This is a genomic window from Pedobacter sp. 01T416_2 (genome assembly GCF_056398925.1).
Genome location: NZ_JBFTQI010000267.1, coordinates 1 through 7089, shown reverse-complemented (window position 1 = coordinate 7089; position 7089 = coordinate 1). Strand labels below are relative to the sequence as shown.

4 protein-coding genes and 1 pseudogene are annotated in these 7089 nt (G+C 38.5%); 4 read left to right on the top strand and 1 reads right to left on the bottom strand.

Annotated elements, in window-relative coordinates:
• Positions 1-250 precede the first annotated feature (250 nt).
• The 4 genes from AC1DPQ_RS12910 (at position 251) to AC1DPQ_RS12895 (ending at position 6818) form a co-directional block, all read left to right on the top strand.
• Positions 251-2737: a TonB-dependent receptor gene (locus AC1DPQ_RS12910; protein ID WP_477609610.1), complete on the top strand. Its 2487-nt coding sequence runs from the start codon at positions 251-253 to the stop codon at positions 2735-2737.
• Positions 2738-2792: 55 nt separating this feature from the next.
• Entirely contained in the window at positions 2793-5222 is a 2430-nt protein-coding gene (locus AC1DPQ_RS12905; RefSeq protein ID WP_477609608.1) for a TonB-dependent receptor, read from the top strand.
• A 28-nt stretch (positions 5223-5250) separates the two neighbouring features.
• Entirely contained in the window at positions 5251-5805 is a 555-nt protein-coding gene (locus AC1DPQ_RS12900; RefSeq protein ID WP_477578383.1) for an NUDIX domain-containing protein, read from the top strand.
• A 254-nt stretch (positions 5806-6059) separates the two neighbouring features.
• Positions 6060-6818: a lysophospholipid acyltransferase family protein gene (locus tag AC1DPQ_RS12895; RefSeq protein WP_477609606.1), complete on the top strand. Its 759-nt coding sequence runs from the start codon at positions 6060-6062 to the stop codon at positions 6816-6818.
• A 138-nt stretch (positions 6819-6956) separates the two neighbouring features.
• Here the strand turns inward: AC1DPQ_RS12895 and AC1DPQ_RS12890 are convergent.
• Positions 6957-7089: pseudogene (locus AC1DPQ_RS12890) on the bottom strand (DNA-binding response regulator); the annotation flags it as partial.

Here is a 7089-nt window from a genome sequence, read left to right as displayed (position 1 = left end):
GTGCAAATCATCAACAATTAATATCCTATTCATAATAAACAAAAGTAACATTTTGCAAATTGTTCAATTGTAATATTCTTTTATAGTTTTTGTAAAACTGATGACTGCTGATTGAGAACAGTTAATTGCCGATTAGCCCACAAAAATATTACTATAAAATGGCTGTAATAAAATAGTTACGGCTCCTTAATTAAACTTAGTTGCCGTTACTTTGTCTCCCTTTATAAAACACACGAAATTTTATTTTTTAATGAGACTTTTACAATCGACAACAATACAGATTACCCTTTTACTTTTAAGCTTATCTTTTAGTCTTTTCGCACAAACAAGTGGAAAAGCAAAAATTACCGGAATACTTAAAGACGCAAAAACACAAGAAACCATTCCATTTGCTACCGCTGTTTTAATTGATAAAGCAACAAGCAAAAATGCAAAAATTGCCCAAACAGATGTAAATGGTGCATTTGTAATGGCAGATATCCCCACCGGAACCTTTACCTTTAAAATAAGCTTTGTTGGCTACCAAACCATGGTTAGAGATAACGTGGTAATTACTGCCACCACGGGTACATTAAACTTTGGCGACATTAAAATGAATCCTTCAAAAGGAAATATGCTAAGCGAAATTACCGTAACAGGCCAAAAACAAGGCATGCAAATGGGGATCGACAAAAAGATTTTTGCTGTAGACCAGAGCGTAATCAGCGAAGGTGGCTCAGCAGGCGATTTATTGCAGAATGTTCCTTCAGTTTCTACCGATATGGATGGCAATGTGAGTTTACGTGGCTCTACAGGCGTAAAAGTTTTAATTGATGGAAAACCATCTTTAATTGCCGGCGGTAATGTAGCGCAGATTCTCCAATCGATCCCGGCCAGCTCTATCGAAAGCGTTGAGGTAATTACCAATCCATCGGCTAAATATGATGCAGAAGGTCAATCAGGGATCATCAACATCGTACTGAAGAAAAATACGAAACTTGGCTTTAACGGTTCAGTTGCGCTAACTGCAGGTAACCGTGATAACTATAATGCCAACACTAATTTAAGTTTTCAGAATAGCAAAGTAAACCTTTACGGAAACTATGGCTATCGCTATGGCAACCGTTTGGGTGGCGGTTTCCAGGACATTACCTACAAAACACCAACCAGTTCAACAGCTTTCGCAAATCAGAATACCGTTTCTAATTCTTCCGATAGAGGACACAATGCTAAAGCTGGTTTAGATTATTATTTGGCACCAAAAAGCGTAATCAGCTTATCGGGTGGTTTTAACTCAAGAGAAAATGAGCGGAACGAGCTGCTTGATATTAGACAATTAAGTGCAAACCAGTCACCTGTTTTATTAAGTAACAGAACCAATAATAATGACGGTTATGGAAAAAGTTATGACCTGAATTTAGATTACGTACAGAAGTTTAAAAGACCGAAAGAAGAGTTAACCTTCAACTTTGGTTATTCGTATGGAACAAACAACAACGACCAAACTTACAGCACCAACACCACTAACCGAAATGGTGTGCCGATTGATGAAACCTTAAGTTTACAGCGTGTTTTTAACACTGGCAATAACACCAATTACAACATCCAGACTGATTATGCATTACCTGTTGGTAAAGCCGGTAAAATTGAAGTTGGTTACCGTAGCCAGATCCGCTTAGGAAACAATGATCAATACGCAGATTCGATTCCTACAAATACGAATATTTATGTCAGTAACAATAAGTTAATTAACGGTTTCGATAGTAAGGATCAGGTGCACGCACTTTATTTCAATTACCAGAACCAGATTAAAGATTTTGGTTACCAAATTGGATTAAGAGGAGAAGATGCGCGTTTAAATACGCATTTAGAAGGTTACACGGGTAATGTATTAACCACGGCCGAAGGAAATATCCATTACAAAAGGATATATCCAAGTGTTTTCTTAACGCAAAAATTAAAGGGCGATAATCAACTCCAATTGAGTTATACACGCCGTGTAAACCGCCCTCGCCCCTGGGATACCAATCCATTTTTGGATGTTTCGGATCCTTTAAACTATAGAGGTGGTAACCCGAATTTATTGCCAGAGGATGTACACTCTTTCGAATTGGGATATAGTAAATACTGGAAAAAAGTAACCTTAACCTCGAGTTTGTATTTCCGCCAAACCAATGATGTAATTCAACGGGTAAGAAGTACACCAGTTAATGGGATCATTACTTCAACCCCTCAAAATTTAACGAATCAAATCAATAGTGGTTTAGAGTTAATTGGCCGCTTTGATCTGATTAAAGCTTTAAATTTTACCACCAACGTAAACTTATATCAAGCTAAGTTTGCCGGAGATGCAAGATTTGATATTCCATCGAGCAGTGGATTTAGTTGGAATGCCAACCTAACGGGAAATTTAACCGTTGCAAAAAATGTATCGTTACAGGTACGCGGCGATTATAGAGCACCGGAAGTGATGGCACAGGGAAAACGTAACGCCATGTATGGAATTGACGGCGGAGCCAAATATGATTTCCCGAACAAAAAAGCATCTTTAAGTTTCAATGTTAGAGATGTATTTAACACCAGAAGATGGAGCATGACCACCGAAGATAAGGCAACTATTGTTGATTTCGAACGACAAATGCAGGGAACAATGGGTAACCTAACCTTCTCTTACCGTTTTGGAAAAACAACATTTACGGGTGCTAAAAAGAAGAAAGACGATCAGCAGGATAACCGTCCTGATGAGGGATCATTTTAATAACCTAAGGTGCTTAGAAAAATATTTCTAAGCACCTTTTTTAACTAATCAGATATTGGAAAAACTTTTACCTAAGCTTTGCTTTACCTTATTAATTTTACTCAAGGCCTTTACTGCGCTTGCTGTAGAAAAAGGTGTAATCAGTGGAAAAGTGATTGAAGAAGTTGGTGGATTATCTATTCCATCAGCGGTAATATCTGTTTATATCGATGGATCTGAACAGCCCATAGTTACATCTGCCACAGATGAGGATGGCCATTTTAGTATTAAAAATCTAAAAACAGGAAATTATAGCATTAGGATAAGTTTTGTTGGCTATGCCCCATTAAAAGTAAATGGAATAGCCATAACAGAAAAAGATTTTGATAAAAACCTGGGCGCATTAAAACTAACCTCTGAACAAAATTCTTTGCAGGAAGTAACCATTACCGTCCAAAAACCACCTATCGAATTCGGAGCTGATGGTGTTACCTACAATGTTGGCTCAACACTATTAGCCGAAGGCAGTACCGCAACAGATGTATTAAAAAACGTACCAATGGTGCAGGTAGATATTGATGGCAACGCTACCATTGCAGGAAAAAGAAGTACGAGGGTTTTTATTGATGGTAAACCCTCAGACTATATGACCTCGAACATCGCCGACCTGCTAAATGTGCTACCTTCTGATGCCATCGATAAGATAGAAGTCCTTACCAATCCACCATCTAAATATAGCGGAGATGGCGAAGGCATCATTAACATTGTAATGAAAAAAGGCTTCAAGGTTGGCTTTAACGGTAATGTAGGTGTTTCGAGTGGATTGCAGGGCAACGGTAATACCAACGCCAATGCATCTTACCGCGGAAAATCTTATGCTATAAATGGAAGCGCTGCTTATCGTTATAATGTTGGGAAAGGTGACAGCCACAATTYCCGCGAAAACTTTTTTCCCGATACAACTTTCTATTATGACCAATATGGGGCTTACCGGAACCATAACAACGGTGGAAATTTTAGAATAGGTTTAGATTGGACCATTAGTCCAAAGCAAAGTCTGCGGTTATCAACCAATTACAACCTCAATAATTCAAATTCAAATGCTACAACCGATCTTCATTACTTAAGCGAAGAACGGATAGAAAACCGTCTCCGCAACCAGCATAATACGGGTAAAGGCAATAGCAATAACTTTGTTTTTAATGCCGATTACGATCTTCAGACCGATACCAGCGGAGGTAAAATATCTTTAGGATTAAATTTCAACACCAACAAGAGTATCGATTTTAGGGATTATAGCACCACTTATACTCAACCCAATACATCATCCCCAACTTTACAGCAAAACAATAACAACACCGGAAACAGGGGACTAAACGTAACCTTAGATTACGAAAAACCAATATTCAATAAACGCGACCGCATTGAAGCCGGGCTAGCTTTTAACTACAGAAAGAACGATAACGACTTGTTAATCGAAAATTTTAATTTTGCAACGCAACAGTTTGTGCGTAACAACAAATTATCGAACCAGTTTTTATACAATGAAAATATAGCTGCTGCCTATGCCACCTACAACTACCGGAAGGTTGGCTGGGGTGTTAAAACGGGAGTTAGGGCAGAACTTACAGATGTAGCTTTCGATTTATCAACCGGGCAGAATTATAATGTAAAACCTTATTTGAGCGTTTTCCCTAATTTATCTTTAAATCGATTTTACCGCAAACGGTACAATATTGGTGCTACCTATAGCATCCGTGTAAACCGGCCAAGAGAAAATACCTTGAACCCACAGGTTAATAATGTTGATACACTTAATATCTCCTACGGGAATCCTAATCTATCGCCAGCTTACACCCACCAGTTTGATATTAATTTTGGGGCTTTTGGCCAGAAATGGTCATTCAACCCGCGGCTTTCTTATTCTACCAGTCAAGGAGTTATAGAACGCTACCGCACGGTAACGTTAATTCCAGGCTCCAATACAGCCAGATCTGAAAGCACTTACGATAATGTCGGCACCAATAATTCGCTATCGCTTATCCTAATCGGGAATTATCGCCCTACCAATAAGATATCAGCCAATGGAAATTTCAGTGTGATCCAAAGTAATTATAAATCGCAATTAAACAGTTCGCTAAACCGTGATGGTTTGAGTTTTAGAGGGGCAATTGGCCTATCGATGCAGTTACCGCTTAAAACGGCTTTCGAATCGAACTTAAATTATGCCAACAATACTAATGCGCAAGGCCGGAGCAAAGGTTCCATTACTTCTAATTTCTCGGCCAGGAAAGTCTTTTTTGGTAACCGGTTAAACCTTCGCGTAACAATAAATGATATTTTAGGAAACAGGACCAATACCTTTTACAATGAAGGCCAGAATTTCAGGTTGGAGAATTATTCAACCAATAACACGCAGAATTTCACTTTTAGCCTAAATTATCGTTTCACTAAAATTACCGTAAATAAAATTCCACCACCGCCGCCTCCTGCAAAACCACAGTAAGATAAAATCATATTGCTTATCTTGCACCATGGAAGAGATCAACCCTTGGAAAACACTAGAGAGCGAGGTAAAGTACGATAACAACTGGATTCGCTTAACCGAACATCAGGTGATTAACCCCTCTGGCGGAAAAGGAATTTATGGTACCGTTCATTTTAAAAACCTGGCGATCGGAATCCTCCCACTAGATGAAAATTACAATACCTGGTTGGTTGGTCAATATCGGTATGCCCTAAACGCTTACAGCTGGGAAATTCCCGAAGGTGGTGGCCCATTTCACGAAGCATCGCTAGAAAGCGCCAGAAGGGAATTATTGGAAGAAACGGGCATGAGCGCCAGAAACTGGAAAGAGATCCAAAGAATACATTTATCTAACTCTGTGAGCGATGAACTGAGCATAATCTATGTTGCTACTGGTTTAATTCAAGGTATCGCGATGCCAGAAGAAACGGAACAACTCGTGGTAAAAAAATTGTCCTTTGATGAAGCTTATCAAATGGTTTTGAATGGAGAGATTACCGATTCGATAAGCGTTGCCGCAATTTTAAGAGCAAAACTGATGATAATGAACGGCGAATTATAGAATAATATATTAAGATTCCCTCATAACGATTAACCTAGATTCCGTCATTTCGAGCGCAGTGCAGCGTAGTCGAGAAATCTTTCAATGCGCATAAATTAAATCAATTTTAAAGGTTCCTCCGCAACGGTCGGAATGACGACAAATACATGTTTACAGCTTTAAACCTTTTGCAATTTGTGATGCACCAAGTTGTAATTGCGATAATCAAACCAGAATAATTTATTATTATCTTTGCTATCTATTAAATCAACCAGATGAGCAAGCTTTTCGGATATATTTTAAGCCCTATTTTTTATATTTTCTTTGGATTAACACTTTGTATCTTCCATCCTATACAATGGATTTGCTTTAAGCTTTTTGGTTATAAAGCGCATAAAGTTTCGGTAGATATCCTTAACTTTTTCCTAACCTACTGCCAGATCTTTCTATTCAATTCAATCAGTTTTAAGAATGAACACGATTTACCGACAGATAGACCAATTATTTTTGCCGCAAACCACCAGAGTATGTACGATATCCCTTCGTTAATTTGGTTTTTAAGGAAACATAGTGCAAAATTTATCTCTAAAATTGAGCTTACCAAAGGTATTCCATCCATATCCATTAACCTGCGTTTAGGCGGTGGGGCAAACATCAACCGAAAAGATAACAAACAAGCCATTTCCGAAATCATTAAACTTGGCCGTAGAATGAAAGAAAACAACTGGAGTACTGTTATTTTCCCAGAGGGAACCCGGGCGAAAGATGGTCAGCTGAAAACATTCCAATTTGGAGGTATTGCTACCATATTAAAAGTAGTACCCAATGCTTTGGTCGTTCCGGTGGCCATAGAAAATTCGTGGAAAATTGTTCGTTTTGGCATGTTTCCATTAACCACTGGCAATGCGCTAAAATGGACAGTTTTAAAACCGATAGAACCGGGCTTAAAAACACCAAATGATATTACGCTTGAGGTAGAAAACGAAATCAGGAAAGTTTTAGGTCAACCAATGGAACAGGCTGCTACTTTATAATTTTTATTAATCTCTTTAAAGATCCTTCGACTCCGCTCAGGATGACAATCGCGGCAGGATCATTCCGTGGTTTCTGTGCTTCCGTGGCAATTAAAAGGTTAATTGTTTGAACTGGCTAAGCGCCTAACGCCATACGCTCTAAATGTTCTTATTTCCGATCACCCTGAAAAATTCATCGCGGTAAGTATCGCCAACAGGGATAATCTTTTGATTGATGGTAATGCGGCTACGCTCAATACTTTCAATTTTATCAACAGCCACAATATAAGAT